The following is a 23,831-nucleotide window of genomic DNA, read 5'->3' as shown; positions in this document are numbered from 1 at the left end:
CGGGGCCAACCGTACGCAAAAAGACCGAATCAAACAGGGTATTAACCCCCAAGCGCGCAGACTTCGCAGGGAACGCTCACCGCAAAGGAGGGGCGAAAGTGGCGGAATAAGCCTCGGACTGGGGATATGCGGGACTTCCGGTCGTGACGATAACTGATGTTAAAACATGGGCTAGTCGTAGCGTGATTGAAGTTCAGCTCTTAGGTCACGGAAGTACTGGGTTTGATAGGCAGTGAGGAATCGCTTTGCTATCCAGTTTGGAATTAGTTTGTTTCGAAGGGTGACGTCTTCGGTGAATTTGACTCGGCAGCCACCATTTTCGTTCGGTTCGAAGGTGCCTTGCCATGTGCCAATCAGAGTTGGTGAATCCATGCGGAATTCCCAGATGTGAGGTTGTTCCAGGCAGGCTATACGAAACCTTATAGGTTTTCCCTTTTTCGGAGTCTCAATAAAGCTTTGTTCATCAGTGATCGTGCAGTCTGATAGATCGCTGCGCCATTGCCAGTTCGTTAAATCCGTGACGACTTGCCAGATCTGTGAGGGAGTATAGGGAAGGTCTTCCTCCCAGACTACAGCTACGTTTCCCATGTCTACCTACCTTTATCCACCACTTCCTATCGTACTGGAGGACGCATGGCTCGTGACGGAACCAATCGTGGTGGGCGCCGTGTGAGGACTGGCGCGAAACCCGACCCACTCAACGAGAAACTCGCTAGGGGTCTGCCTGCTACTCGCCTGGAAGATCCGCTAGCGACGCCTTTTGATTTTGAGGGCGCAGATGTTGGTGATGGCGCGGTGCTTGCTGGTGAAGTGATGCCGGAGCCTTCTGAGTATCTGTCGGAGGTTCAGCGTGATGGTAAACTGCTGGGTGCTGATTTGGTGTATCGGGAGACGTGGCGCTGGCTTGATGAGCGTGGCTGCACCAGGTTTGTTTCTAACCGTCTGATTGAGGCCTACGCCCAGGCGTTTGCCCGGTATGTGCAGTGTGAGCAGGCGATCTCCAAGTTCGGTTTGCTAGGTAAGCACCCGACCACGGGGGCTGCTATCGCTTCCCCGTTCGTTGCGATGAGCCAGTCTTTTGGTAAGCAAGCAAACGTGTATTGGTATGAGATTTTTGAGATTGTGCGGGCTAACTGCACCACTGACTATTCGGGTGCGGCCCCGGGTGATGAGGTTATGGAGCAGTTGTTGAAAGCTCGGTCTTAGCAGACGGCAAAAGCTTCCGTCGTTACCGTTGAGCGATTTTTGCTTGGTTGTGATTTCTGGTTTTTCTTCGCGTCCCCGCCTTGGGGGCGCGTTCTTTGTTTCCTGTATTTCCTCTCTATGAAAGGTGTCCTTATGTCTGTGGTGAAGACTGCTGAAGCAGTGTGTATCGGTCACCCCGATAAACTATGCGATCTAATTGCTGATCAGATCCTCGACGACATCCTGTACGAGGACTCCAATGCCCGCGTCGCGGTAGAGGTCATGGCAAGCGGGCGACGCATTATTGTCACCGGTGAAATCAGCACTAAAGCTCATGTGCGAATCCGGGAATCTGTACGAACTGCACTTACTGCAGCGGGCTATAAGCCGTGGAGATTTTTGGTGTATGTGTGGGTGCGGCGTCAATCTAGCGATATTAACGATGGGGTGAGCACATCTTTAGAGGCTCGCCATGGCGATGAGTCTGCTTATTGTCTTCAGGGTGCTGGTGATCAAGGCACGGTCTACGGTTATGCCTGCACTGATACACCACAGCGTTTACCGTTGCCTCTTGTTTTAGCCCACGAGATTTGTAAGCGGCTAGATGCCGCGCGCAAGCAAGGAACCATCACTGGGATCTTTTCGGATGGTAAAGCACAAGTTTCGGTGCGCTACGACGAGGTAGGCAAACCGCAAGCCGTAGAGACGGTGGTGGTTTCCGTCCAACACGATAAATCCAAGGATTTTGAGGTGTTGCGCCGTGAAATCACCTCGATGATTATCGGTCCAGCTTGCTCTTCGTATCTTCCTGTCGATGAGAACACGACTATTTTGGTGAATCCTTCTGGGCGGTTCGTGGAGGGCGGCCCTAAAGCCGACACCGGACTCACTGGTCGAAAACTTATGGTTGACACCTATGGCGGGCTGGCCGGACATGGTGGTGGAGCTTTCTGTGGTAAAGATGCTTCTAAGGTTGACCGGTCGGGTGCTTATATGGCGAGGCTGATCGCGAAAACCGTGGTGGATGCGCACCTAGCTGAAGAGTGCCAAGTGGGCATTTCTTATGCGATTGGTAAAGCCGACCCGGTCGCTTTTGCTATCGACACGCTCGGCACCGGTGAACATCCTGATGAACTAATTACGGTTGCTGCGCGCGATGTCTTTAATCTTCGTCCGGCTGCGATCATCGACCAGTTACATCTCAAATCTCCCGGTTACGTGCGGTATTCGACGTATGGGCATTTCGGGGATTGCACACGCAAGTGGGAAGACACCTGGACTACTAGCCGTGAGCTTGTTAAGGCGGTGAAAAAGCATGCGCATCAAGCAAATAGCGCTAACTGATCTCACCCCAGCTGACTACAACCCCCGCAAAGACCTACAACCTGGGGACGCGGACTACGACAAACTCAAACGCTCGCTAAGTGAGTTTGGGTATGTGGAGCCAGTCATCTGGAACAAAACCACCGGAAATATTGTAGGTGGGCATCAGCGTCTGAAAGTACTGGCTGATCTGGGCTATAAAACCGTGGACTGTGTGGTCGTCGAACTCGACGAAACCCGCGAAAAAATGCTCAATGTTGCTCTAAACAAGATCAGTGGCGATTGGGATGATTCCAAACTCGCCCTGCTCATAGCCGACCTGGATGCTTCCGATTTCGAGGTTGAACTCACTGGTTTCGATGAATCCGAAATACAACAGTTGATAGGTTCTCTTGACGGCGACAGTATCGAGGACGATAACTTCGACCTGAACGCCGCCCTAGAAGCGGCAGCCTTTGTCGAAAAAGGCGATATCTGGAGGGTTGGTAGGCATCGCCTGATGTGCGCGGATGCCACGAACCCGGCCGATGTCGAAACCTTGATGGATGGCAAACAGGCTAATTTGGTGGTCACAGACCCGCCTTACAACGTGGACTTCAAATCGAACAGCGGCCTGAAAATCGCAGGTGATAAGCAAGACGCAGACGCGTTTTATGAGTTTCTGCTGGCTGCATTCACCAACATGGCGGCATCCCTAGATAAGGGAGGCTCAGCCTATGTCTTCCACGCCGACACCGAAGGCCTCAACTTCCGTCGCGCTTTTCAAGACGCTGGTTTCTATCTGTCTGGGTGCTGCATCTGGGTCAAAGACTCCCTCGTACTTGGTCGCTCCCCATACCAGTGGCAGCACGAACCGGTGCTCTATGGCTGGAAGAAAGACGGCTCTCACGCTTGGTATGCCGACCGCAAACAAACCACGGTGTGGAATTTCGCCAAGCCCCGCAAAAACAGTGACCATCCCACTTCCAAGCCACTAGACCTGTTGGCTTATCCGATTCGTAACTCCACCCAAACCAACGCGATAGTGCTAGATACGTTTGCTGGGTCTGGTTCGACCCTGATGGCTGCAGAAGCCACTGACAGGACGTGTTATGCGATGGAGCTGGATGAGAAATACGCTTCCGTGATTCTGCGCCGCTACGCCGAAGCAACCGGAGACGCAGCAGGGATCACGTGTGAGCGAGACGGCAAACAATACGCCTACCTCGATTTGGTCAAAAAAGTCGAGCGCCCCAAGCAGAAAGGCTAACCCTTGACAAAAAATTTAAGGCTTGGCTCGCTTTTTGATGGCTCGGGTGGTTTCCCACTAGCAGCAACAAAGGTTGGTATCGAACCTGTGTGGGCGAGCGAGATTGAGCCCTTCCCGATCCTCGTCACCACCACGCGCCTTCCGCAAATGCAACACCTGGGCAACATCTGCGACATTGACGGCAGTCAGCTAGAGCCGGTGGATGTGGTCACGTTTGGCTCTCCTTGCCAAGACCTGTCGGTAGCAGGTAAAAGGGCAGGCTTAGCTGGCGAACGTTCGGGTCTATTCCACCAAGCTGTCAGAGTCATCAGAGAAATGAGAAAGGCAAGTCATGGTCTATATCCAAGATTCGCTGTTTGGGAAAACGTGCCCGGAGCCTTCTCAAGCAATAAAGGGGCAGACTTCCACAGCGTCCTGCAAAACCTCATCTCGGTTGTCGACGGGCAAGCAGCGGCTGACCTACCTCGAGTACAAAAGTGGCAAAAAGCCGGAGCGATCGTGGCAGACCAATGGAGCATTGCGTGGCGAGTATTGGACGCGCAATTTTTCGGAGTACCCCAACGACGCAAAAGAATCTACCTTATCTGCGATTTTGCAAGCGGGCGTGCCGGACACATACTCTTTGAGCCCCAACGCGTGTTCCGGAATCTTGCGCCGGGCTGCAGTGAAAAGCAAAACCCTCCCACCAATCTTGGAGCGAGCACTCACGAGGCAAGCAAATCTTTAGATGTGTTCGCCTTGCGGATGCGGGCAGGTAAACCCGGTGGTGGTAAAGGCCCACTCGTACAAACAAATCTGTCAGGCACGCTCGGATGCAGTAACGACCAAAGTATTATTGAGCCGCTACTATTTGACCATCATCCCCAAGACGCGAGAGTTACTGGACCGCGTGATGTCGCCTCAACCGTGACCGCTCGTTACGGCACTGGCGGAGGCAATACTCCCATCATCACTACCGCCTACGGTTTCAATGCGTTACATGAGGGACGCGGCGCGGCAGTGGGCAGGTACGGTTATCCCACCGAGGTATCAAAGACACTCGATACGTCAGGGATAACTCCGACCTGTAACCAAGGCGGCATCGCCATCATGCAACCAGATGTCATCTCGGCATCAAAGTCCGACTTCTTCTGCCGAGGCAACGTCAATATTGCTGGCGCATTGTTGGCTTCGGACCCAACTGAGCCACCCCTGGTCACTGACCCTTGCGTGCCTGACTATCGCGTGCGGCGCTTAACCCCGACTGAGTGTGCCCGCCTACAAGGATTCCCTGATGATTGGACACAGGATATAGCAATCAACGATCCAACAGATTCACAGTTGGATTACTGGTGGCAGGTCTGGGCTAACTGGGGCAAGACGCAAGGATTGAAAAAACCTAAAACCCGCACGCAAGTACGCAAATGGCTGGCTAATCCAGTGACCGACCGGGCGTTATACAAGCTGTGGGGAAACGGGATAGCTTTGCCGTGCGCCAAACTCGTGCTTTCCCAGATAGTCGCCGAGACCACTAAAACTCCTGGATTTTAAGGCGAAAATGACTGGATAAGCCCGCGAACCTATGGCTGTATGTACATGACCAAACAAAACACGAGAAAGAGGGTTTGGTGATGATAGGACAGCTATACGTCGATCTAGAAGAAATCGAAAACCTTGGAGTCGACCTGACCGATATTGGTGCGGTGTGGGATGCAGCCGAAGACCACGGCTACGAGCACGTAGAAATGATTGTCTCCAACTTCCCACACGACTTCATGCGCCTCATCCACGCATGGCTGGACGTTCAGAGCATCGAATTTGATGGTGAGGAGGATGGGCAATGGTGAGCACCAAAAAGGCTGAAAATTACGGGCTCGTAGTCACCTTGCCCGCCACGCTTGATGAGGCTGAGCTGGCAAGGCTGCATGAACTTATCGCAGCCAAGAAAGACTTGATAGCTAAAGCGCTCGGCGCGAGCCAGCTCGACATCACCACCAGTAGTGAAGGGCTGAGTTTCCCGTGGTGGGATCAGCTGCCCGAGTTCGAGAAGATCACAGCCTACACCGAGTTCTTAACGAAACTGGTCGCGTACGCCAAACAGATCCACCGCACCGTAACCCGCAGTACAAGCCAGGCAAGTAATGAGAAGTATGAACTGCGTTCTCTGCTTTACCGCATAGGACTTAGCGGTAAAAAGTATGCTGAGGTTCGCAAAATCCTGCTTAAGCCACTCTCGGGTAATTCGGCATGGAAAAACCCGCCAGACAAAGCATCTGGGCAAGAGATGTGAATCTCTATTTTTCCTTGAAAATAAGCCCTTTTATGACTGGATATAAGCGGGAGTCTATGGCTGTATATACATACCAAAACGGTATGCGAAGAAAGGAAATACAGCGATGGAAACGACAACGATGGAACGCCTGCAAATGGCCACCGATAGCTACGGTGCGGTGGTGCGCTACGGCAACCTGGTGATCGCCACCAGCTACAGTTGGCACAAGGGCGGGCTTTATGGCAACGACGCCCGCATCTACCGCCTGACCGAAACCCCCTCCGAGAACCCCTGGCAGGGTAAGTCCTTCATCGAATGCGGCCTCGAACTGATCAAGCAAGCCAACCAGATTTTCCCTGACGACGGTCACGCGCTCTCCTGGGCGCTCACCGCCGCCATGACCGCCGAATAAACAAGCCTGACTCGGGAGAACCCCTGCCACGCGCGGGGTTTTCCTTCTCACTGACGCCTTTTCGTTAGAGATGTTTATCGCTATTTTCCTTGCAAATAAGCCCAAAAACGACTGGATATAGTCGCACACCTATGGCTGTATATACATACCGAAACAACCACGGTAAGCGAAAGGACAAGGACGATGAACACGAAATTCGACAAAGACCTGAAACTGATGGCAACCGACCCAGGCGAAGGCACCATGATTCTACGCGAACGCAAAGCCGAACTCGAGCGCATCGAACGCGAAGGACGATCCTGCAAAAACCGGTTCCGCCTCGAATGCCTCGCCCAAGAATACAACCGACTCAAACGCGAATACGATGCCCTCGACGCCATGGTCTAAAACCCGATTCTCCGATAAAGCCCAACCCACGCTGGTTGAGCTTTTCCTTTCTTTGTGATTGGAGGTGCCTTGATGGCAATGCGCCGCCTTGAACGCTACGAGCCAACCCGCTTTGCTCTGCCGACCTCGCATTACGATAAGCGGGCTGCGGACTATGCGGTCGCGTTCATTCAAGCGCTCACGCATACGAAAGGACGGTGGTCAGGAAAACCTTTTAAGTTGATTGATTGGCAAGAACAAATCATTCGCGACCTTTTCGGCACCCTCAAAGCCGATGGATACCGCCAGTTCACGACTGCTTATGTGGAGATTCCGAAGAAGCAAGGCAAGAGTGAGCTGGCTGCTGCCGTCGCATTGTTGCTCACGTGCGCCGATGGCGAGGAACGCGCTGAAGTTTATGGGTGTGCTGCCGATCGGCAACAAGCATCCATCGTGTTCGAAGTGGCAGCCGACATGGTGAGAATGTGTCCCCCACTAGCCAAGCGGGTAAAGATCCTTAGAAGCCAAAAACGTATCATCTACTCCCCCACCAATTCCTTCTACCAGGTACTATCCGCCGAGGCCTATTCCAAACACGGATTCAATATTTCCGGAGTGGTATTCGATGAGCTACACACCCAACCCAACCGAGCGCTCTTCGACGTGATGACCAAAGGCAGTGGAGATGCTCGCACCCAGCCACTGTACTTCCTGATAACAACCGCCGGCACCGACACCCACAGCATCTGCTACGAGCAACACCAAAAAGCCCAAGACATCCTGGATGGCAAAAAGCACGACCCCACCTTCTATCCAGTCATATATGGGGCAGCGCAAGATGATGACTGGACCGATGAAGCCGTGTGGCATAAAGCCAACCCATCCTTGGACGTGACGGTGCCAATCCAGAAAGTAAGGGACGCTTGTAATAGTGCCAGGCAGAATCCGGCTGAAGAAAACACCTTCAGACAATTGCGTTTGAACCAGTGGGTCAAACAGTCTGTGCGGTGGATGCCCATGAATACCTGGAACAAAAACGATGGACCAGTCCACTTGGACGAGTTAGAAGGCCGTGTTTGTTACGGCGGGCTCGACCTGGCATCCACCACCGATATCACTGCTTTCATTCTCGTATTCCCACCCACGGATGACGATGACAAATACACGGTCGCGCCCTGGTTTTGGATACCCGAAGACAACCTCAAACTCAGAGTTTCTAGGGATCACGTCCCCTACGACCTATGGCATCAGCAAGGCCACCTACTCACGACCGAGGGCAACGTGGTGCACTACGGGTATATCGAGAAGTTCATTGAGGATCTTGGCACCCGGTTTAATATCCGAGAGATCGCTTTCGACCGGTGGGGTGCGGTTCAAATGAGCCAAAACCTTGAGGATGCTGGTTTCACGGTGGTGCCGTTTGGGCAAGGCTTCAAAGACATGTCCCCACCGTCCAAGGAACTGATGAAGCTGGCGTTGGAAGGCAAACTCGCCCATGGCGGACACCCGGTGCTGGCCTGGATGGTAGATAACATTCACGTGCGCACCGACCCGGCAGGCAACATCAAACCCGACAAACAAAAATCCACCGAGAAGATCGACGGCGTAGTAGCCACCATCATGGCCCTAGACAGGGCGATCAGGTGCGGCAACAGCCCAGAGGCGAGCTCAGTTTATGATTCGCGGGGACTATTGGTGCTATGAGATTTTGAATGAAACAAGCTGCCAATCTTGTTAGCTGTTACTGCTAGTAGCGAATAGATGGCTCCGTAGATAAGCGCGGATTCGTTGAAAAAGATAACCGTGGGCACCACGAAAAACACTATCGGCATCACTGTCCATAAAACAGTGAAGCCCTCCGTGACTGCGTCCCAGGCGGCTAGCACAATAGTGGCGAGTGGAAATGCTATGAACAGCATCAAGATAAACGCCACCATCCCTAAATCGGAGGCATTGCCTAATCCGATGGCGGCTGTCATGAGAGCAGGCAGTAAAAGATAGCACGCGAAAAGCGCGCCAAGTCGCGCCCAGGTGCCGTGTCTTTTCCACCTTTGCATGCACTCATTTTTTCATGAGCAGAAGGGAAAAACCATGGGTCTTAGAAACTGGCTACGCGGCAGGGTGAAACCAGTGGAGAATCACCAGCTGTCCACCAGCTACAGCTTCTTGTTCGGGCCAACATCTGCTGGGCGTCCGGTGACCGAACGTAGCGCGATGCAAATGACCGCCGTCTATAGCTGCGTACGGATCTTGGCTGAGGCGATAGCCGGGCTACCACTGCACCTCTATCGCTATAAGGACGGTGGTGGTAAAGAAAAAGCGATCGACCACAGCCTCTACCGGTTGTTGCATGATGAGCCGAACCCCGAAATGACGTCTTTTGTGTTCCGGGAGACGTTGATGACGCACCTGTTGTTGTGGGGTAATGCGTTCGCTCAGGTAGTGCGTAACGGTCTAGGCGAAGTCATCGGCTTGTATCCGCTGCAGCCGAATCGGATGAGCGTAGGCAGAGATCTGGACAGCAAGGCTTTGTATTACGAATACCAAACCACGTGGGATGAGCCAGCAGGAGAATACAAAATTATCCGACTCACACCATCCGACGTGCTGCACATACCGGGTCTTGGTTTCGACGGTTTAGTGGGTTATTCGCCGATCGCGATGGCAAAAAACGCTATCGGGCTCGCCCAGGCTACCGAAGATTACGGTGCTTCATTTTTTGCTAATGGTGCTGCTCCGGGCGGGGTGTTAGAGCATCCAGGCACAATCAAAGACCCTTCTCGGGTACGTGAGTCCTGGCAACAAACTTTCGGTGGCGCTCGTAACGGCAATAAAGTTGCGGTGCTTGAGGAGGGAATGAAATACACGCCGATCTCGGTAAGCCCGGAGCAGGCACAGTTTTTAGAAACACGGAAGTTTCAGCTAAATGAAATCGCCCGAATATTTCGTATCCCGCCCCACATGATCGGTGACCTCGAAAAATCATCGTTTTCCAATATTGAGCAGCAGAGCCTGGAGTTCGTGAAATACACCCTTGACCCGTGGGTAATCCGCTGGGAACAAGCCATCACGAAAACTCTCTTGAACCCGCGTGAAAAGCAGCAGTTGTTTGTGAAGTTCAATGTCGAGGGGCTGCTGCGCGGGGATTACCAGTCACGTATGGAGGGATACGCGGTAGCTCGCCAAAACGGCTGGATGAGCGCCAACGATATCCGAGAGTTAGAAAACCTTGACCGGATCGAGGCAGCCGATGGCGGGGATCTCTACCTGGTGAACGGGAACATGCTCCCGCTTCCTATGGCTGGGGCTTACGCCGACTCCCAACAAGCCAATAAAGGCGAGTCTGGTGAAGAAGAACCTAGAGAGAACCAACTATTGAGGAGGAGAATGTGAAGCGTTTTTGGAACTGGCTAACCCCACAGGCAAGTAGCCCGAATAGTGATGGGGGTGAAAGGGTTTTGCGTATTAACGGGGTTATTGCTGAGGAATCATGGCTAGATGATGAGATAACCCCAACGGTTTTTGCCTCCGAGTTAAACGCGGGGTCTGGGCCGGTCACTATCTGGTTGAATTCGCCTGGCGGTGACGTAGTGGCAGCTTCTCGTATTTATAACATGCTGCTGGATTATCCTGGTAAGGTCACGGTGAATATTGACGGGATCGCGGCATCGGCGGCATCTGTGGTTGCTATGGCGGCTTCCACGGTGGCTATGAGCCCGGTTTCGATGCTCATGATCCATAATCCCGCCACGCTCGCTATGGGTGATAAAACCGAGCTGTCTCGTGCCCTCGACATGCTTGAATCTGTCAAAGACTCGATTATCAACGCTTACCAGCTAAAAACTGGCTTGTCCCGGGCGAAACTTTCCAAGCTCATGGATGCCGAGACATGGATGGACGCGACAGCTGCTATCGACTTGGGGTTCGCAAACGAAATCCTCACCAGTAAACAGGGCTCTACTCCAGACAAAAACGATGAACCCACCAAGACAAATCCCAAGAAGCCTGATGATCCTGGTGATGGCGAGGATGAAGAATCGGCGAGCAAGAAAGTACCGGGACGAGCGAAAAATGAGCGCGGCGTGGTGTTTTCCAGAAAGGTTTCAGAGCAACAACTTGTTGCCCAATTAGCTATGCACGGTAAAAGTGCTGCCTCTCCTGGGTCGCCGCCTCCGGTAAGTGAGCATCCTTGTTTAAAGCCCGCTGCCTCTTGTGGTCGGCGGGTTGTTGATTTATACGCCCATTTAACCAACCAACCCCATTAACTAAGAGAGGAAATATTCCATTATGACTACTGTTACTGATTTGTATACTCGGCGTGCTCAAACCTGGAATAAGGCTAAGAAGTTTCTAGATGAGCGGCGCGATAGCGAGACTGGCTGTCTAAACGCTGAAGATGACGCTACTTACGCCAAAATGGAGGCCGAGATTGAGGCACTTAGCGGCGAGATTGCTCGATGTGAGCGAGCCGAACGCCTAGAAAACACTCTTGCCAAGGCGACCTGTAATCCCATCACTTCCGCTCCTGGAAGCGCTATGGGCGAAGACAGTAAGGTCAAGCCTGCCCGTGCTACCGCTTCCTACAAGCGGGCGTTTTGGGATGCGATGCGGCTTAACACCTCCCCGGTGGAAGTAAGGAATGCGCTAAGTGAGGGGGTGGATTCTGAGGGCGGATACCTAGTGCCTGACGAGTTCGAACGCACCCTAGTGCAGTCTTTAGCCGACCAAAACATCATGCGCACCCTCGCCAAGGTTATTCAGACCACTAGCGGGGATCGTAAGATCCCTGTCGTGTCTACCCATGGCATCGCTACCTGGCTGGATGAAGGCAAACCATATAGCGAATCCGATGAAGCCTTCACCCAAATCTCCCTGTCGGCGTTCAAGCTGGGTACCTTCCTGAAAATCAGCGAAGAACTGCTCAACGATGCAGCGTTTAACGTTGAACAATACCTAGCGAGCGAGTTTGCTCGTCGTATTGGAGCTGCTGAAGAAGAAGCCTTCCTGGTTGGCGATGGTAAAGGTAAACCCACCGGTATCTTCAACCCAACCGGCGGAGCGGAAACTGGCGTGACCAGCGCTAAGCCTGCCGACATTAGCGCTGATGAACTCATCGATCTGCACTATAGTTTGCGTGCTCCGTACCGGGCGCGTGCGGTGTGGCTGATGAACGATGCAACCGTCAAAACCGTCCGGAAGTTGAAGGATGGTAATGGGCAGTACCTGTGGCAGCCAGCCCTGACTGCTGGGACTCCAGACATGATCCTTGGCCGGCCCGTCTACACCAGTGTTTTTGCACCTGAGCTTAAAGCTGGGGCGCGCACAGTAGCGTTCGGTGACCTTGGTTTTTATTGGATTGCTGACCGGCAAGGCCGCTCCTTCAAACGCCTAAACGAGCTGTTTGCAACCACCGGGCAGATCGGGTTCCTCGCCTCCCAACGCCTAGACGGCAAGCTCGTCTTGCCCGAGGCGATCAAGGTTCTTTCCCAAAAGACCGCGGGGTAAACCATAAAAATAGTTAGGAGGTGGCAGCCATGAAAACAGACGAACTCATGGCCTTAGTCAAGCAGAATCTGCTGGTCAACCATAGCGAGGATGATTCTTTGATTGCCTCGTTTGTTTTGGCTGCCATCTCCTATGCCACCGCTTACCAACATTTGCCCGAGGGCTACTACCAAACGGAGCCCATGTCGCAGGCAACCCGGCAAGGCATTATTATGCTCGCCACCCATTTCTACGAATCCAGGGATGGAGCAACCGCCGGGTTTTGGGCAGACAAAACCGATGCTGCCCGCGCCGTGTGGAACGCAGTTAACACCCTGCTTCGTCTGGATCGGGACTGGAAAATCTAAAGAAGGACGCGCCTGATGGCAACGCTAGGCAAAATGAGCGAGCACATCGACTTGATACAGCCAATGGTTAGCAAAGACGCTGCCGGGTTCGCCACTACTGGTGACGAGGTTATTGCTTCGGTGCGCGCATATATGGAAGTGCGGCACGCTTCACCGGCTTGGGTCAACCGCGCCGCCTACACCAAAGCAGACCTGTTATTTAGGATCCGAGCAATACCCGGCATAAAAATAACCGAGGCGATGCAAATCAGCTCCGCACATGGCAGGTACGTTATTGATGCTGTTGAACCTATCGGCCGTTACCTCCAGATCCTTGCCCACCGCACCGAAGCAGAAGGAGCACCCTGATGGCTAGAGTACAAATCAAGCTTCCCAACGATTTCATTGACGCACTCGACTCAGCCAGCAGACTCATTGATAACTCCGCTGAGCAAGTGCTTAAAGCCGGGGCTAACATAGTGGAGCCGCGTATGCGCTCTAACCTTTTTGCAGCAATCGGTTCGAATACAAAACAGCCCTCCCGCTCTACCGGCCAACTCCTCGCCGCACTCGGCACCACCAGCGTGAAAGTCAACAGCAGGGGCGACCATAACGTGAAGGTCGGCTTCGCTGAAAACCGCTCCGATGGCCGCTCTCATGCGTTGATCGCCAACGTCCTCGAACACGGGCGCTCCAACCAGCCCGCTAGACCCTTCCTAGCCCCCACGCGTTCACAAACCAGGCGAGCCGCAATCACCGCAATGAAACAAACCCTAGCCGCGCGAATTCAGCAGGTGAAACCATGAGCGGGCTTTTAGAAAACCTAAGCCACATCGCTAAACAACTTGGGCTCGCCTATGCAGTCAGCTGCTACACCGATTCCCCAGCCCCAGACACGTATCTACTGTTCACCCCGTTAACAGATTCTTTCGAGATCTTCGCCGACAACACCCCCGGCGTCGAAGTAGAAGAAGCCCGAATCAGCCTGTTCACAAAAACCAACTACTTAGCTCTAAGAGACCAGATCACGAAAGCTCTAATCAGCGCTCGCCTGGTTATCACAGGCAGGCGCTATATCGGATACGAGGCGGATACCGGTTTTCACCACTATTCCATCGATGTTTCGAGTTTTAGAGCCTGTCCTTAAGAGTTTGCAATGATCAGGAAAGTCAAAAATCCGATGAACAAGATCTCCAGGACTAACCCGATGACGTTAATGACTTTTTCGCTCTTTTCAGGCCAGAATCTGGCTAGCAGAGCAAAAACTGCTAAGCCAGTAGCGGCTCCAGCAGTGTTCATTATGACATCGGTGATATCGCTGATCCCAATAGCGAAAACGTACTGAACGACCTCGAATGCCACGCTTGCTAAAAACGGTGGGAGCAATTGAATTAACCATGAGCGCCGTTTCAACAACATCCTCATGTACATGCCAAACGGGATGAAAATAAGGAAGTTGACCACGATCTCATCAAAGAAGTTCGACCCGTAAAGATTCGCAGAATCTGTAAATGGGATCAGATTTAAGTAGCGCGCATGCCGCATGCCCAGTATGTCGTCAACGCTGGTGGCGAATTTGAACAGCACCATCCACAACAACAAGAGCAGATAAATCCCGAACACCGCATAGGTCAAGCATCGCGTTTTCTCTCTCATGCCCCAATTCTATCTCTTTCTATCTCTCGATGACATCTAACGAAAATTACTACCCAAAAGGAGAAACATCATGGCAACTATTGGTTTAGACAAGCTCTACTACGCGAGCATTAGCGAAGATCCCACTAGCGGTGAGGAAACTTATGCCGTTCCTAAACCGCTCGCTAAAGCAATATCTGCAGAATTGTCTGTGGAGGTGGCTGAGGCAATTTTGTATGCCGATGACGGGGCATCCGAGATTGTCAAGGAATTCAAATCTGGAACACTCACTCTTGGGGTTGATGATCTCGGGGCAGAGGCTGCAGCTGCCTTAACTGGTGCGAGACTGGACGCCAACGGGGTACTTATCAGTACTTCTGAGGATGGTGGCGCACCCGTGGCTATCGGTTTTAGAGCCGCGCGCAGTAACGGAAAATATCAGTATTTCTGGCTCTACCGCGTCAAATTCGCCTTGCCTACTACGACCCTGGCCACCAAGGCCGACAGCATCACCTTTAGTACTCCGAGTATTGAGGGCACGATCCTGCGCCGCAACAAACCAGACGCTACCGGCAAGCACCCGTGGAAAGCCGAAGTCACCGAAGGAGCCACCGGCGTGAAAGCTGAAACCATTACCAGCTGGTACAGCCGCGTTTACGAACCCGCCGTAGCCACCAATCCAAGTCGTGCCGCCAGCCACTAAAAGAAAAAGGGAGACAGTGATCATGGGAAAGAAAACTGTAGTTGCCAGTGTTGATTCGTCTCGTAGTGCGGTCATTAGTATCGGCGGGCAAGAATACGAACTGGTCTTAACGACGCGTGCTACTCGTTTGATCGCCAAGCGATATGGCGGTCTCGAACATCTAGGTGATGCTCTGGAAACCTCCGAGGACGTAGGCAAATCCTTGGGTGAGGTAATCTGGCTCATCACCCTTCTGGCTAACCAGTCAGTGCAGATTCACAACCTCACACATCCAGACGATCAACACACTGAACTAACTGAGGATGCAGTGGAACTGCTCACAGTTCCAGCTGATCTGACCGACTACCGGGCAGCAATCAGCGAAGCACTACAAAGAGGAACAAGACGAGCTATCGCCACCGAAGCACCGGCCCCAAAAGACCATGTCAAGGACGAGTCCTAGATAGCGACGAGGCAGCCTTCACCAGGCTTATCTATATCGGTTTAGCCCACCTAAACCTGAGTCGCGTCGAGGTTGAGCTGTGCGTGTTTGGTGAATTACTCGACCTCGTGGACTGCTGGCGCATCGAGACCGGCCGCGCTGAGCAGAGGCGTGTTTGGTTTATTGATGATGTGATTCCAGCAGGTATCTAGGCATTTTGTGTAGCGAGAGTTATTTTGAGTCCTAGGGCTTTCATGATTTTCGTGATAGCCGCAAAGGACGGGTTGCCGTCTTTTGATAGTGACTTGTAGAGGGATTCACGGTTGAGTTGAGTTTCTTTAGCTAGCTGGCTCATGCCGTGTGCCCTTGCAATGTCACGCAAAACCACCTGTACGGTTTTCGTATCGCCGTCTTCGAGTGCGATAGCTAGGTAATCGTTCATTGCTTCTTGGCTATCGAGATATTTGCTTGCGTCGAACGCTGAAAATGTTACTTCCTTCATGACTGTTCCTTCCTTACCTGTTGTGCGAGCTTTTGAGCGGTTCGAATATCTTTAGCCTGGCTGGATTTATCTCCTCCGGCCAGCAGGAAAACCGTTACTGCGCCTAGTTGGGTGTAGTACACCCGGTAGCCGGGCCCGAAATGAAATCTCATCTCGTTAACTTTCTCGCCAACGGGTTTGATGTCTCCAACCATTGTTCCGTGTGCTTCGCATCGGGCTATTGCATGCAAAATGCGCCGCTGAGCATGTTTGTCTTTCAGCTCACCTAACCAAGCGTCAAACAAGCTACTGGAAATAATCTCCACACACCTAAGTGTAGCCTAAAAGCTACATGAGTCAAGAAGGGAAACACCTCTCATGGCCGACTCGTCTTTTGGCCTCAAGATTGGTTTGGAGGGTGAGCGGGAGTTTAAACGCGCGATCACCGACATCAACCGTGAAATGCGGGTACTCGGCTCCGAGATGAAGCTGGTCGCTTCCCAGTTCGACAAGAATGACCAATCTGCTGCAGCACTGACCGCCCGCAACCAAGTGCTGGGGCGTGAGATTGAGGCTCAGCGTTCCAAGGTCGAAACCCTGAGAAGTGCGTTGGAGAATGCTGCTTCTTCGTTTGGGGAGAACGATTCCCGTACGAAGAATTGGCAGATTCAGCTCAACAATGCCCAAGCCACCCTCAACGGCCTAGAAGGCGAACTCAAAGAAAACAATGCGGCATTAGCGAAGTTCGGAGATGAGGCTGACGGTGCGGGTGATGATGCGAAAACTGCAGCTAAGGACACTTCACATCTAGAAAATGCTGTAGATGAGCTGGGTTCGCAGATGGATGGTACCAGTTCGAAGACCCGCATTTTTGGTGATGTGCTTAAAGCCAGCCTGGCAGCGGAAGCTGTTGTTGGTGGGGTTAAAGCTATTGGGCATGCTATTTCTTCTATTGGGCGGGGCATGGTCGGGGCTTTAAAGGATGGTTTGGACTATAACGCCCGGATGGAGCAATACACCACCTCGTTTACCACGATGCTGGGTGATCAAGCCAAGGCTCAGAAACTGGTTAATAACCTCAAGTTGGAAGCGGCTCGTACTCCGTTTGGGATGGAGGATCTAGCCAAGGCCACCCAAACGTTGATGGGGTTCGGCATGAGCGCTGAAGAATCCCAGGTACGCCTCAAACAGTTAGGTGATATCAGCCAGGGGGATGCTGGAAAGTTCGAATCCCTCACGTTGGCGTTTGCTCAAATGAGTTCTACTGGCAAGCTGACTGGTCAGGATTTGAACCAGATGATTAACGCGGGGTTCAACCCTTTAGAGGAGATTTCCCGTAAGACCGGTAAAAGTATCGGTGAGCTTAAAGAAGAAATGGCTAAGGGCGCGATCAGTGCGGATATGGTTGCGGATGCGTTCGCTAGTGCCACAAGTGAGGGCGGCCGGTTTTATGGGGCGATGGATGCCCAATCCAAAACCTTCTCTGGCCAACTAGCTACGCTAAAAGACGGGGTCGATAACCTTAAAGGCTTACTTGCTGGAGGTTTGACCACGGCTTTGGCTGGCACGGTGATGCCGATGGTTAATGGTTGGGTCGATGAACTCACCGGCGCGTTCGAGACCGGGGGTGCCCCGGCCTTTATCGACACCCTCGGACAGATCTTGAAGGAAGCTCTGGAGTTTATTTCTAGCCAGCTCCCGCAAGTGGTGGATACCGGGATGAGTATCCTCACCTCTTTGTTGGAGGGCATTATCGCTGTTCTGCCTTCCTTGGCGGAAACTGCCGTGACGTTGATTGTGGCATTGGTGGAAGCGATTATTGAGGCACTTCCGAGTCTGTTGGAGGCTGCGGTTCAGATTATCGCCACCTTGGTTGCTGGTATCGGCGAGGCTCTACCGGAGCTGATCCCGGCGGCGGTAGAAATGCTGATGACCATGATCCAGGGGCTCATCGATAATTTGCCACTTATTTTGGATGCAGCCCTGCAGTTAATTATTGGTCTTGCTGAGGGTTTGATTGCGGCTATTCCGGTGCTTGTTGAGGCTTTGCCGGAGTTGATTGGTGCGATTATTTCTTTCGTAATCGGAGCGATCCCTCAGATTATCGAAGCTGGTATCCAGCTGTTAACCGCGCTGGTTGGTGCCTTGCCTGAAATTATTACCGCTATCACCGGGGCTTTGCCGTTGATTATTACCGCTATCCTTAACGCGATCATCCAGGCAATCCCCCAGTTGATTAACGCGGGCGTGCAACTGTTGACGGCTCTTATTGGGGCGTTACCAACTATTATTACCGCGATTGTGGCGGCTTTGCCTCAAATTATCTCTGCCATATTGTCTGCTATTGGTGGGGCTATCCCCCTTCTTGTACAAGCTGGCATCCAACTATTAACCAGCCTGATACGGGCTTTACCGACCATTATCGGCACTGTAGTTTCGGCTATCCCGAGGATTATTTACGGCATTGTTAGAGCAGTGATGGGCGGGGTCGGACAGATGATCTCAGCTGGAGCATCCCTGGTTTCTGGGTTATGGCAGGGTATTCAGTCACTAGCGGGCTGGTTGTGGAACCGGGTCGCTAACTGGGTGTCTTCAATCTGGAATGGGATTCTCGGATTTTTCGGTATCCATTCGCCTTCTAAGCAAATGGCGTGGGTTGGCGACATGCTAGTTGCTGGTCTAGCCGGAGCAATAACCACGCGCGGCCATAAGGCTGCAGATGCGGCAGCGAACATGGCAAAAGACACCATGGACGCTATGGGCGAGTTAACTAACGGGGTTAACGTACCTATCAAGGTCAGTAAGGATTTGTCTTTACCAAGCACCGATCTGACCCCTGCCTCAGTTAAGCAAACATCGCAAACTGAAAAGGAAACTAAAACTCACGGCGTTGATGTTCAAGGGGTAGCAGATGCTACAGCTGCCCGGATTCTTAAGGGTTTGGATATCAAGGTTGTTTTAAGTGATGGGACGCTGGTCGGCAAACTCGCACCCAAAATTGATCAGCAACTATCACGCCTATCTCGGCGAGCCAATCTGCTAGCTGCGGGGGTGTAAATCAATGTACGGGTTTGTTCTCGACCATAAGGTTAGCTCTAAAAGCCTGGGTATCCGTTTTTGCGCACCTGTAGAAATCCCTACTGCCGCCATGGGGATAGATGATATTGAGGTGTCAGGACGGGCCGGTACTCTTACCCGCTTTAAAGGGTGGCAAGATGGCGAAATAACTTTGAAACTAGCAGTGCGTGGCGGGCTAGAAGCATACCGCAAAGCCGCCTACGCGCTGACTGGGGCCCACACGATTGGTTTTAGCGGTGAGCCTGGCATGTTCAGGTATCTTAAACACGTCAAAATATCACCAGCAGTGCCTTCGCTGTCCACTTGGGTAATGTTTGAAGCCGAGCTTTGCTGCCAGCCGTTTACCTACCTGGAAACCGGGCTTAAACAGCTAACTTTGAAAGCTTCGGGCACGATTACTAATCCTGGTCTTTTAGCTTCCGATCCGGTAATAACTGTTTTTGGTACCGGGGATTTGGAACTAAAAATAAACGATACTGCTTTGATAGTTTGTGCCCCTAGCGGGCAATTAACTATCGATAGTCCCCGGCTTACAACCCACGTTGCAGGTAAAACCCAAACCGATGGGATTTCAGGGCCCTTCCCGCAACTTTGTCCTGGCACTAACCACATCGAGCTGGGCACCGGTATTTCAAGAATCGAAGCCCAAGGTAACTGGCGTACCTTGTAGAAAGGACTAACCCATGATTACGATTCACGATCGTAGCGCTAGGGATTTTACTGCCAGTGGGTTAGCGGTGCTAGATCGCCACGTTATCGACCCGATGGTAAGTCAGGAACTAAACGGAAAGTTTTCCCTAACATTTTCCTACCCGATAGAGGGGCCAGCAGCGAACCTGTTGGTAATAGAAAACATCGTGGCCGCCCCGGTTCCAGAAATAAACGTCCGGCAAGGATTTCGTATCAGCGAGGTCACCACCAGCCTTGACGGGATACTCGAAGTAGTTGCCCATCACGTGTTTTATGACCTTTCTGCCAACCTTATCGCTGACACCTATGTGGTAAACAAAACCGCTAAACAAGCCCTAGATCAGCTGCTAGGGGCAGCCAATAGCCCGCACGGTTTTAGCGCTAGCAGTTCAGATAACTCCCATCGATCCTCTGCCCGCATAGTCAGAACCCCACTCAGCGCGGCTCTGTTAGATGACGGCGACAATTCGTTTATCTCCCGTTGGGGCGGCGAGCTTACTTTCGATAACTGGCATATCCACCACGCGCCGCGCATAGGTGCTAATCATGGCGTGGTTATTAGGGATCGTAAGAACCTGTCCGGATACGAATCGAGCCTGGACTATACCACGGTAGTTACCCGGATTTTGCCGGTTGGTTACGACGGTCTGCTCCTACCTGAACTGTACGTGGATTCTCCACGCATAGGTGATTATGTTGCGCCGCGTATCAAGGTCATCCGCTATGGTCAGGTCAAAGCCATTAAGGATGCGGACAAACCGCGTGAGGATGAGCTGCCACTTGCGCAGGCTCATGCGAGATTGCGTGAACTAGCGAAATCTGAGTTCTCTAGTTGTCATGTCGATCAACCGCATTGCGCTTACAAGATCTCGTTTGTGGATCTGGCTTCAACGAAAGAATATGAGGGTTTTTGCGACCTAGAAACCGTGACCCTAGGCGACACAGTAACCGTCCGCCACGATGACCTCAACGTGGCACTCACCGCCAGGGTTGTTGCTTATGACTTCGACCCACTCGCAGGTGAATACATTTCGATTGAGCTAGGTAGCACCGCCTCTAAATTCACCGACATCACCCACACCATCGCCGCTGCCTGCAGCGAAGCTAGCCAAGCCCAGCAGGCAGCAAGTATTGCGCTAGCTAGCGCAGATGGGAAAAACACCAACCACTACGGGGCTAGCGCTCCCATCTCGGCTCAGCTGGGAGATGTGTGGTTTAAAGACAACGGTGAGCAAGTAGGAATCTGGATCTATAAGCTCACCGATACTGGTCAGCCCGGGTGGGTCAGTCTTGCCACTGACCTTAACCACGCGCAAGTATCGGCTGAGTTAGAGCAAGCAAAAACCGAGGTTGCCCAGGCTAAACAAGCCGCTAGACAAGCTGGGGATTTGGCTGGTCAAGCCCAAGCCAGCGTAGCGAAAGCAGCCAGTGATGTAGCGGCGGCGCGCAAACAAGCTGACCAGGCGGTCAAGACTGCTAGCCAGGCTAGTGAGGGCGTTGAGGGTTTGAAGATTACGCTGAGCGATAACCTGCAAAACGTGTGGGGCTCTATCGCCATGATGAGCAACAACATCAACCTGCGTGTGACTAAAGGCGATATCATCAACCAAATCAACATTTCACCTGAAACCATCCTCATCGACGGCAAACGGGTGCATATCACTGGGCAGACCACTATCGACAACGGAATTATCGGCACGGCGATGATTGATGATGCGGCGATTACTAACGCTAAAATCTCTCAGCTGTCAGCAGATAAAATAACCACCGGCACCCTAGCAGCAGCCAGGATCGCCGCAGGCTCCATCACCTCCGACAAGTTGACCATCAGCAATGGGTTTATCCAAACAGTGATGATCCGTGATGCGGCTATAACCTCGGCGAAGATTGCTTACATAGATGCCAGCAAGATCACCACTGGGTATTTGAACGCTGCCAGGATTCAGGCAGGCTCTATTAGCGCCGATAAACTCGCGGCTAACGCAATCCAGGTTGGATTGGCGGGGTGGAATCAGAATATTCGCATCAGCCCCACTCAAATCTCTTGGTATAACGGTTCCCGGTTGGAGGGAACAATTAGTTCTCGGGGTATGCAGTTTTGGTATGGCGAGCGTTACGTCGGTGAGCTGTCGCGTGGTGGCAAAAAGAACAACGAAAACGTTCAGGGCATCTCCATGTCACTAGCCAACCAAGGCGACTACGTGGCATGGACATACCAAACACAAGCGAACGGTACCTTCTACACGTGCTTGACGCTGGACCCTAAAGGCAAGTTCTACGGTTCAGCCGGCATCCATTTAGGTTCTGATCTGCGCACAAACGGTTACAAGTTCTACACCAATGGAAACCGCTATGTCACCTTGCAGGACGTGTCTTTGCAGGGGCGTGGTACGCATCCGGGCTGGGTGGGGCCAACCGCTTTGTCGAAGGTTGTGTTTCATACCTACGACGTCATGGTCGTTACCAACGGCTCGTTCTACAACATGACGAGATTATTCGACCGTGTTGGGGATTTGATGAACCGCGTTAACGGAATACTTGGGCTCTTGAACCAAGGCTGGATTTCTAAAATCACCTCCCGCGCCGATGGCTCCATCTCCTGGACCTATTTCGACAACACCGGCTACCAGAAAATGTCCACCAATCTCGCATAAAAGGAAACCAACATGAAAATTCTTCTTCCCAATGATCAGCTCGCCGCGGTCACCGAACTGCTGGCTGGCATGTCGCTGAAGCCAGCCGCCTCACGTGCGCGCACCAAACTACTGCATTTGGTACGTGAAGCTTCTACGCGCTTCGGAGGCGACGAATACGAACTAATCAGCCAATACGCGACCCTCGACGATGCTGGCAAGCCCATCATCAATACCGATGGAACATTCAATCTCGCAACCCCAGAAAAAGCGCAAGAATTTTTAGCGGCTAGGAGTGAACTTTTTGAGTCTGTCGTCGAGGTTTCCGGGCCCACATACGAGCGTCACCTAACCGACATTAAGGCTCTGCTTGATGGCTATGACGGTGAATTATCGGGAGCAGCGGCGGAGGCCTTCGACGTGCTTTACGACGCCATCGCTGACGCACTAGCCAAGGAGACTGACGATGAGTGAAGAACCGATTGTTTCGATTCCCTCTGATCCCACACCAGCACCACCAGCACAACCTACCGACGAGAAATCAGGCGAGACGGTCTGCCCGCGTGAAGCACACCTCGATCTAAGAATGCCGATTTTAGAAGTGCTTACCAACCCCAATCTGCCCGACCTATAACCTCAAAGGTTATAGTCTCTCGCTACTTACGCCTGCCAGTTTTGGTGGGCGTTTTTCATATTCATGCCCAACACGCAGTCGTGTTGGGCATTCTTTCGCTTACTTTGAAAGGAACCATTCAATGAATATCAAAGCTATCTGGACTGGTATCCAAAGCGCAATCACCGTTATAGGTGCTTGGCTAGGAGCCTTCCTCGGTGGAGCCGACTCTCTGCTCTACGCCATCGTAGCCTTCACCATCATCGACTACGCTACCGGAGTACTAGCAGCAATAAACGCTCACCGACTCAGCTCCTCGGTAGGGTTTCGCGGTATCGCCCGCAAAATCCTAATCTTCGCCCTCATCGGACTAGCCCACCTACTCGATGTCCATATTCTCGGTACCCCCGGAGTGCTACGCACCGCCACCATCTTCTTCTACCTATCCAACGAAGGCATCTCCATCCTCGAAAACGCCGGGCTCCTGGGCCTGCCGATCCCGGGCGGACTACAACAAGCATTAGACACAATCAAGCAAACCGGTCAAAACCAGCCCGCCTTCAAAACCAGCTCAACACCACCCGCTAAGGCGAGCAGTCCAGATAAGCACTCCCCGCCCATCCCCCAGGCAGACCAGATTAACCCAGGCAAATATCTGCCCCAACACGCCCTCCCCGACGAAACAGAAAAACCATGAAAACCTGCTCGAAAACAATTCTTAAATTCCTGGCACTCCTAGCAGTCTTAACGCTACTTACCGCCGGGATCTGGCTCCTTTTCGCCTTATTCCTTTCATGGATATTGACCCCGCTTATCTATCTGATTGCACTTTTTATCTTGGCAACTGGCTAAGTCAGTTTACAAGGAACTACACGCAGACCACGAAACGGGGGCTGCTGACAACAAATAAAGGCGGGTTAATAGACAAAAATCGTTGCTTAAGATCGGTGTTTTCAGTGA

General features: G+C 52.4%; 29 protein-coding genes. 24 read left to right on the top strand and 5 right to left on the bottom strand.

Going from position 1 to position 23,831, the window contains the following annotated elements; translation table 11 throughout:
* Positions 1 to 171: 171 nt before the first annotated feature.
* A complete protein-coding gene (locus PG731_RS08425) occupies positions 172 to 588 on the bottom strand; it encodes an SRPBCC family protein (protein ID WP_270773353.1) in 417 nt (138 codons plus the stop codon).
* Between the two features lie 45 nt (positions 589 to 633).
* Here PG731_RS08425 and PG731_RS08420 point away from each other — a divergent pair, with 45 nt between their 5' ends.
* The 9 genes from PG731_RS08420 (at position 634) to PG731_RS08380 (ending at position 8,490) form a co-directional block, all read left to right on the top strand.
* The gene (locus PG731_RS08420; protein ID WP_270773352.1) at positions 634 to 1,206 is read left to right on the top strand and encodes a P27 family phage terminase small subunit; all 573 of its coding nucleotides are present in this window, start codon (positions 634 to 636) and stop codon (positions 1,204 to 1,206) included.
* A gap of 132 nt (positions 1,207 to 1,338) precedes the next feature.
* Positions 1,339 to 2,529, top strand: coding sequence for a methionine adenosyltransferase (gene metK / locus PG731_RS08415; protein WP_270773351.1), 1,191 nt, complete (start codon positions 1,339 to 1,341; stop codon positions 2,527 to 2,529).
* Positions 2,501 to 3,757, top strand: a complete 1,257-nt coding sequence (locus PG731_RS08410) for a site-specific DNA-methyltransferase (protein ID WP_270773350.1) — start codon at positions 2,501 to 2,503, stop codon at positions 3,755 to 3,757. The genes metK and PG731_RS08410 overlap by 29 nt, the downstream gene beginning before the upstream one ends.
* 3 nt (positions 3,758 to 3,760) lie before the next feature.
* Complete coding sequence (locus PG731_RS08405) at positions 3,761 to 5,287, top strand: DNA cytosine methyltransferase (protein ID WP_270773349.1); 1,527 nt, start codon at positions 3,761 to 3,763, stop codon at positions 5,285 to 5,287.
* 80 nt (positions 5,288 to 5,367) lie between these two features.
* Complete coding sequence (locus PG731_RS08400) at positions 5,368 to 5,583, top strand: hypothetical protein (RefSeq protein ID WP_270773347.1); 216 nt, start codon at positions 5,368 to 5,370, stop codon at positions 5,581 to 5,583.
* Positions 5,577 to 6,026, top strand: a complete 450-nt coding sequence (locus PG731_RS08395; RefSeq protein WP_270773346.1) for a virulence protein — start codon at positions 5,577 to 5,579, stop codon at positions 6,024 to 6,026. The genes PG731_RS08400 and PG731_RS08395 overlap by 7 nt, the downstream gene beginning before the upstream one ends.
* A 106-nt stretch (positions 6,027 to 6,132) precedes the next feature.
* Positions 6,133 to 6,420: a hypothetical protein gene (locus PG731_RS08390; protein WP_270773345.1), complete on the top strand. Its 288-nt coding sequence runs from the start codon at positions 6,133 to 6,135 to the stop codon at positions 6,418 to 6,420.
* 183 nt (positions 6,421 to 6,603) lie between these two features.
* Positions 6,604 to 6,807, top strand: a complete 204-nt coding sequence (locus tag PG731_RS08385; protein ID WP_270773343.1) for a hypothetical protein — start codon at positions 6,604 to 6,606, stop codon at positions 6,805 to 6,807.
* A 78-nt stretch (positions 6,808 to 6,885) separates the two neighbouring features.
* A complete protein-coding gene (locus PG731_RS08380; RefSeq protein ID WP_270773355.1) occupies positions 6,886 to 8,490 on the top strand; it encodes a terminase large subunit in 1,605 nt (534 codons plus the stop codon).
* On the opposite strand, the gene PG731_RS08375 is transcribed toward PG731_RS08380, so the two are convergent.
* Positions 8,460 to 8,843: a hypothetical protein gene (locus PG731_RS08375; RefSeq protein WP_270773342.1), complete on the bottom strand. Its 384-nt coding sequence runs from the start codon at positions 8,841 to 8,843 to the stop codon at positions 8,460 to 8,462. The two genes, PG731_RS08380 and PG731_RS08375, sit on opposite strands and share 31 nt — an antisense overlap.
* 73 nt (positions 8,844 to 8,916) lie before the next feature.
* On the opposite strand from PG731_RS08375, the gene PG731_RS08370 reads away from it, so the two are divergent.
* Genes PG731_RS08370 through PG731_RS08340 form a run of 7 tightly spaced genes read left to right on the top strand, consistent with a single transcriptional unit; the run spans position 8,917 to position 13,764 of the window.
* Complete coding sequence (locus PG731_RS08370) at positions 8,917 to 10,179, top strand: phage portal protein (RefSeq protein WP_442952673.1); 1,263 nt, start codon at positions 8,917 to 8,919, stop codon at positions 10,177 to 10,179.
* Positions 10,176 to 11,051 carry a head maturation protease, ClpP-related gene (locus PG731_RS08365; protein WP_270773340.1) on the top strand — a complete coding sequence of 292 codons (876 nt, stop codon included), beginning with the start codon at positions 10,176 to 10,178 and terminating at the stop codon, positions 11,049 to 11,051. The genes PG731_RS08370 and PG731_RS08365 overlap by 4 nt, the downstream gene beginning before the upstream one ends.
* Positions 11,052 to 11,073: 22 nt before the next feature.
* Positions 11,074 to 12,291, top strand: a complete 1,218-nt coding sequence (locus PG731_RS08360) for a phage major capsid protein (protein WP_270773339.1) — start codon at positions 11,074 to 11,076, stop codon at positions 12,289 to 12,291.
* 29 nt (positions 12,292 to 12,320) lie between these two features.
* Positions 12,321 to 12,638, top strand: a complete 318-nt coding sequence (locus PG731_RS08355) for a head-tail connector protein (RefSeq protein ID WP_013189233.1) — start codon at positions 12,321 to 12,323, stop codon at positions 12,636 to 12,638.
* Positions 12,639 to 12,653: 15 nt separating this feature from the next.
* Positions 12,654 to 12,986, top strand: coding sequence for a head-tail adaptor protein (locus PG731_RS08350; RefSeq protein WP_270773337.1), 333 nt, complete (start codon positions 12,654 to 12,656; stop codon positions 12,984 to 12,986).
* On the top strand, positions 12,986 to 13,423 hold the full coding sequence (locus PG731_RS08345) for an HK97-gp10 family putative phage morphogenesis protein (RefSeq protein WP_270773335.1): 438 nt from the start codon (positions 12,986 to 12,988) through the stop codon (positions 13,421 to 13,423). Before PG731_RS08350 ends, PG731_RS08345 begins: the two co-directional genes overlap by 1 nt.
* Complete coding sequence (locus PG731_RS08340; RefSeq protein WP_270773334.1) at positions 13,420 to 13,764, top strand: hypothetical protein; 345 nt, start codon at positions 13,420 to 13,422, stop codon at positions 13,762 to 13,764. The genes PG731_RS08345 and PG731_RS08340 overlap by 4 nt, the downstream gene beginning before the upstream one ends.
* Here the strand turns inward: PG731_RS08340 and PG731_RS08335 are convergent.
* Positions 13,761 to 14,273, bottom strand: a complete 513-nt coding sequence (locus PG731_RS08335) for a VanZ family protein (protein ID WP_270773333.1) — start codon at positions 14,271 to 14,273, stop codon at positions 13,761 to 13,763. The genes PG731_RS08340 and PG731_RS08335 overlap by 4 nt on opposite strands.
* Before the next feature lie 70 nt (positions 14,274 to 14,343).
* Between PG731_RS08335 and PG731_RS08330 the strand changes: the two genes are divergently transcribed.
* Positions 14,344 to 14,955 carry a major tail protein gene (locus tag PG731_RS08330; RefSeq protein ID WP_270773332.1) on the top strand — a complete coding sequence of 204 codons (612 nt, stop codon included), beginning with the start codon at positions 14,344 to 14,346 and terminating at the stop codon, positions 14,953 to 14,955.
* A gap of 22 nt (positions 14,956 to 14,977) precedes the next feature.
* Positions 14,978 to 15,397, top strand: a complete 420-nt coding sequence (locus PG731_RS08325) for a hypothetical protein (RefSeq protein WP_004009167.1) — start codon at positions 14,978 to 14,980, stop codon at positions 15,395 to 15,397.
* Positions 15,398 to 15,584: 187 nt separating this feature from the next.
* Here the strand turns inward: PG731_RS08325 and PG731_RS08320 are convergent, their stop codons facing one another.
* Together PG731_RS08320 and PG731_RS08315 are read right to left on the bottom strand one after the other, a co-directional pair.
* Entirely contained in the window at positions 15,585 to 15,878 is a 294-nt protein-coding gene (locus tag PG731_RS08320; RefSeq protein ID WP_004009166.1) for an addiction module antidote protein, read from the bottom strand.
* Positions 15,875 to 16,183 carry a type II toxin-antitoxin system RelE/ParE family toxin gene (locus tag PG731_RS08315; protein ID WP_013189226.1) on the bottom strand — a complete coding sequence of 103 codons (309 nt, stop codon included), beginning with the start codon at positions 16,181 to 16,183 and terminating at the stop codon, positions 15,875 to 15,877. Before PG731_RS08315 ends, PG731_RS08320 begins: the two co-directional genes overlap by 4 nt.
* 52 nt (positions 16,184 to 16,235) lie before the next feature.
* On the opposite strand from PG731_RS08315, the gene PG731_RS08310 reads away from it, so the two are divergent.
* From PG731_RS08310 to PG731_RS08285, 6 genes are all read left to right on the top strand, one after another.
* Entirely contained in the window at positions 16,236 to 18,914 is a 2,679-nt protein-coding gene (locus tag PG731_RS08310; RefSeq protein ID WP_270773330.1) for a phage tail protein, read from the top strand.
* A gap of 4 nt (positions 18,915 to 18,918) precedes the next feature.
* Positions 18,919 to 19,605: a hypothetical protein gene (locus PG731_RS08305; protein ID WP_270773329.1), complete on the top strand. Its 687-nt coding sequence runs from the start codon at positions 18,919 to 18,921 to the stop codon at positions 19,603 to 19,605.
* A gap of 13 nt (positions 19,606 to 19,618) precedes the next feature.
* Entirely contained in the window at positions 19,619 to 22,279 is a 2,661-nt protein-coding gene (locus tag PG731_RS08300) for a phage tail spike protein (RefSeq protein WP_270773328.1), read from the top strand.
* A gap of 12 nt (positions 22,280 to 22,291) precedes the next feature.
* Positions 22,292 to 22,732, top strand: coding sequence for a DUF1617 family protein (locus PG731_RS08295; RefSeq protein WP_270773327.1), 441 nt, complete (start codon positions 22,292 to 22,294; stop codon positions 22,730 to 22,732).
* Positions 22,725 to 22,892 carry a hypothetical protein gene (locus PG731_RS08290; protein WP_270773326.1) on the top strand — a complete coding sequence of 56 codons (168 nt, stop codon included), beginning with the start codon at positions 22,725 to 22,727 and terminating at the stop codon, positions 22,890 to 22,892. Before PG731_RS08295 ends, PG731_RS08290 begins: the two co-directional genes overlap by 8 nt.
* A gap of 121 nt (positions 22,893 to 23,013) precedes the next feature.
* Positions 23,014 to 23,568 (top strand): phage holin family protein, encoded by a 555-nt coding sequence (locus tag PG731_RS08285; protein WP_442952672.1) that lies wholly within the window; start codon positions 23,014 to 23,016, stop codon positions 23,566 to 23,568.
* Positions 23,569 to 23,831 lie beyond the last annotated feature (263 nt).

Source organism: Pauljensenia sp. OF14-1SRA (genome assembly GCF_027694595.1).
GTDB classification, from domain to species: domain Bacteria; phylum Actinomycetota; class Actinomycetes; order Actinomycetales; family Actinomycetaceae; genus Pauljensenia; species Pauljensenia turicensis_B.
The sequence above is the reverse complement of the archived record's forward strand: the minus strand, read 5'-3'. Positions and strand labels throughout refer to the sequence as shown.

Excerpts from the sequence above, each read along its gene's own strand:
- PG731_RS08395 (WP_270773346.1), top strand. The coding sequence starts at position 5,577 with ATGGTGAGCACCAAAAAGGCTGAAAATTACGGGCTCGTAGTCACCTTG.
- PG731_RS08355 (WP_013189233.1), top strand. The coding sequence starts at position 12,321 with ATGAAAACAGACGAACTCATGGCCTTAGTCAAGCAGAATCTGCTGGTC.
- PG731_RS08400 (WP_270773347.1), top strand. The coding sequence starts at position 5,368 with ATGATAGGACAGCTATACGTCGATCTAGAAGAAATCGAAAACCTTGGA.
- PG731_RS08385 (WP_270773343.1), top strand. The coding sequence starts at position 6,604 with ATGAACACGAAATTCGACAAAGACCTGAAACTGATGGCAACCGACCCA.
- PG731_RS08295 (WP_270773327.1), top strand. The coding sequence starts at position 22,292 with ATGAAAATTCTTCTTCCCAATGATCAGCTCGCCGCGGTCACCGAACTG.
- PG731_RS08345 (WP_270773335.1), top strand. The coding sequence starts at position 12,986 with ATGGCTAGAGTACAAATCAAGCTTCCCAACGATTTCATTGACGCACTC.
- PG731_RS08425 (WP_270773353.1), bottom strand. The coding sequence starts at position 588 with ATGGGAAACGTAGCTGTAGTCTGGGAGGAAGACCTTCCCTATACTCCC.
- PG731_RS08375 (WP_270773342.1), bottom strand. The coding sequence starts at position 8,843 with ATGCAAAGGTGGAAAAGACACGGCACCTGGGCGCGACTTGGCGCGCTT.
- PG731_RS08325 (WP_004009167.1), top strand. The coding sequence starts at position 14,978 with ATGGGAAAGAAAACTGTAGTTGCCAGTGTTGATTCGTCTCGTAGTGCG.
- PG731_RS08290 (WP_270773326.1), top strand. The coding sequence starts at position 22,725 with ATGAGTGAAGAACCGATTGTTTCGATTCCCTCTGATCCCACACCAGCA.
- PG731_RS08410 (WP_270773350.1), top strand. The coding sequence starts at position 2,501 with ATGCGCATCAAGCAAATAGCGCTAACTGATCTCACCCCAGCTGACTAC.
- PG731_RS08420 (WP_270773352.1), top strand. The coding sequence starts at position 634 with ATGGCTCGTGACGGAACCAATCGTGGTGGGCGCCGTGTGAGGACTGGC.
- PG731_RS08310 (WP_270773330.1), top strand. The coding sequence starts at position 16,236 with ATGGCCGACTCGTCTTTTGGCCTCAAGATTGGTTTGGAGGGTGAGCGG.
- PG731_RS08335 (WP_270773333.1), bottom strand. The coding sequence starts at position 14,273 with ATGAGAGAGAAAACGCGATGCTTGACCTATGCGGTGTTCGGGATTTAT.
- PG731_RS08340 (WP_270773334.1), top strand. The coding sequence starts at position 13,420 with ATGAGCGGGCTTTTAGAAAACCTAAGCCACATCGCTAAACAACTTGGG.
- metK (WP_270773351.1), top strand. The coding sequence starts at position 1,339 with ATGTCTGTGGTGAAGACTGCTGAAGCAGTGTGTATCGGTCACCCCGAT.
- PG731_RS08320 (WP_004009166.1), bottom strand. The coding sequence starts at position 15,878 with ATGAAGGAAGTAACATTTTCAGCGTTCGACGCAAGCAAATATCTCGAT.
- PG731_RS08390 (WP_270773345.1), top strand. The coding sequence starts at position 6,133 with ATGGAAACGACAACGATGGAACGCCTGCAAATGGCCACCGATAGCTAC.
- PG731_RS08305 (WP_270773329.1), top strand. The coding sequence starts at position 18,919 with ATGTACGGGTTTGTTCTCGACCATAAGGTTAGCTCTAAAAGCCTGGGT.
- PG731_RS08285 (WP_442952672.1), top strand. The coding sequence starts at position 23,014 with ATGAATATCAAAGCTATCTGGACTGGTATCCAAAGCGCAATCACCGTT.
- PG731_RS08350 (WP_270773337.1), top strand. The coding sequence starts at position 12,654 with ATGGCAACGCTAGGCAAAATGAGCGAGCACATCGACTTGATACAGCCA.
- PG731_RS08300 (WP_270773328.1), top strand. The coding sequence starts at position 19,619 with ATGATTACGATTCACGATCGTAGCGCTAGGGATTTTACTGCCAGTGGG.
- PG731_RS08330 (WP_270773332.1), top strand. The coding sequence starts at position 14,344 with ATGGCAACTATTGGTTTAGACAAGCTCTACTACGCGAGCATTAGCGAA.
- PG731_RS08380 (WP_270773355.1), top strand. The coding sequence starts at position 6,886 with ATGCGCCGCCTTGAACGCTACGAGCCAACCCGCTTTGCTCTGCCGACC.
- PG731_RS08360 (WP_270773339.1), top strand. The coding sequence starts at position 11,074 with ATGACTACTGTTACTGATTTGTATACTCGGCGTGCTCAAACCTGGAAT.